A 2,470-nucleotide genomic window follows, 5' to 3' on the forward strand; every position below is an offset into this window, starting at 1 on the left:
ATCTCCGCCGCCGCTATACCCGTTTCTGGCGCCACAAAGTCCGCCTGCTGCTGGTGGCCGGTGAACCCGCGCACATTGCCGCCATCGCCCCCGGTCTGGCGGAAAAGCAGTGGCTCGAAGGCCACCGCACGGTGCTGATTTACGGCGGCACTCTGTCATCGGCGCCGGATACTGAACGCCTGGCCGCCCTGCGCAAGCTGCGCCGCAGCCGTCCGCTGGACGGCATCGTGCTGGCGCTTGATGAGGCGCAGGCGACCTGCGCTACCCTGGATAACCATCTTCGCACCCTCGGGCAGGTCGGAGAGGCCCTGCGCTGGCAGCCGCCGGTGTACCTGTGGCAGGTGACTGACAGCGCCTGGCCGCAGGATACCCGCATCAGCCAGACGGTGGGGGCGCTGTTCCCGCCCGGCGCCACGCCGGAGGGGGTGGCGCAACAACTCCGCGCCATTCTGCCGTCCCTGGGGGAAAGGGGAATGCAGCAGCTGTGCGCTGACCCGGCCCATGATTATCTGCTGCGCCTGGGGCGCACGCTTGAGGGGAGCGGCATTGCCCGCTGGCGTACGCTGCTGACGCCCTGGCTGACGGAGCGCCTGCAGCGCGTTCCGCTGCGCGGCCTGATGTTCAGCCCGCCGCTGGCGCCGGACACGACCGCCGGGGAGACGCCACATCCTCACCGCTGGTCCGCTCCGGCGGTCTGGCAGGGAGTGACGGCGGACTGCGCTCAGGCGCGGGGCGTGCGGGCCGGTCTGCCCTGGCAGCGCACATCGGGGGTTATTGCCCTGTCGCTGATGGCCCTGTGGGGGGCGGGCAGCCTGGTCTCCTTCGCCGTTAACCGCCAGCATATTGTCAGCGCGGCGCAGCTGCTGGTGAGCTCTCCTGCGGTGAATGATGAACAGCTGATGGCGCTGCAGGCGCTGCGTAACGATATCGGACGGTTACAGCATCAGCAGGCGCATGGCGCGCCCTGGTATCAGCGCTTCGGGCTGGACCATAACGCCCCGCTGCTGGCGGCCCTGATGCCGTGGTACGGGCAGGCGAATAACCGGCTGATACGCGATGCGGCGGCGCAGGCGCTCACAAAGCAGCTGAACGCGCTGGCAGACCTGCCGCCGCGCAGTCCGCTGCGCGAGAAACGGGCGAAGCCGGGCTACGACCAGCTGAAGGCGTACCTGATGATGGCGCACCCGGAGAAGGCGGACGCCGCGTTTTTTGCGCAGGTGATGAAAACCGCCGAACCGTCCCGTCCGGGGCTGTCCCCGGCGCTGTGGCAGGAGATGGCGCCGGATTTGCACACCTTTTACATGCAGAGCCTGCCCGCGCAGCCGTCCTGGAAAATCACGCCGGATGCGGCGCTGGTGGCGCAGGTGCGCAGGGTGCTGCTGGAGCAGACAGGCCAGCGCAACGCCGAAAGCACGCTCTATGAGAACATGCTGACGGCCGTCCGGCGCAACTATGCCGATATGACGCTTCAGGACATGACGCCGCAGACCGACGCCCGCCGTCTGTTCAGCACGGACGAGGTGGTGCCGGGAATGTTCACCCGCCAGGCGTGGGAAGGCGGGATTCAGGACGCCATCGACGCCGCCGTGGCCTCGCGGCGCGATGAAATCGACTGGGTGCTGAGCGACAACCGTAACACCGTGTCCACGGATGTCTCGCCGGAGGCGCTGAAACAGCGGCTGACGAACCGCTACTTTACCGATTTTGCCGGAGCGTGGCTGAACTTCCTTAACAGCATCCGGCTGAATCCGGCGCACAACATTACCGATGTCACCGACCAGCTCACCCTGACCGGCGATGTCCGCCAGTCGCCGCTGATTGCGCTGATGAACACCCTGGCCTGGCAGGGGCAGACCGGGGAGCAGGGGGAGGCTATCTCTGATTCCCTGATGAGGACGGCGAAAAATCTGCCGGGTAGGGATAAAAAGCCGGTCATTGACCAGCAGGCAGCCGGTCCTCGCGGCCCGCTGGACAGCACCTTCGGCCCGCTGCTGACCCTGACGGGCCAAAACAGCGCGCAGAAGGTGATGGCTGCCGACAGCTCGCTCAGCTTACAGACCTGGCTCACCCGTATCACCCGCCTGCGCCTGAAACTCCAGCAGGTGGCGAATGCCGCCGACCCGCAGGCGATGATGCAGCAGCTGGCGCAGACGGTGTTCCGGGGCCGGAGCGTGGAGCTGACCGACACGCAGGAGTACGGCAGCCTGGTGGCGGCCAGCCTCGGTGAGGCGTGGCGCGGTTTCGGGCAGACGATGTTTGTTCAGCCGCTGACTCAGGCCCGGGAGGCGGTACTGCAGCCGTCGGCGGCCAGCCTGAACGAGGCGTGGCAGCGCTCCGTGGTCGCGAACTGGAATGCGGCGTTTCAGGGGCGCTATCCCTTTGCGGCCGGGAAGAGCGACGCTTCGCTGCCGATGCTGGCGGCGTTTATCCGCCGCGATACCGGACGTATTGACCGTTTTCTCAGTACGGA

At 67.0% G+C, this 2,470-nt stretch carries 1 protein-coding gene; it reads left to right on the forward strand.

Annotated elements, in window-relative coordinates:
* Window positions 1–2,470: ImcF-related family protein (locus IAE27_RS29160; RefSeq protein ID WP_200093414.1), on the forward strand; the 2,470-nt coding region annotated here is incomplete at both ends.

The organism is Klebsiella sp. S69, assembly GCF_016516145.1.
Classification (GTDB): Bacteria; Pseudomonadota; Gammaproteobacteria; order Enterobacterales; family Enterobacteriaceae; genus Klebsiella; species Klebsiella oxytoca.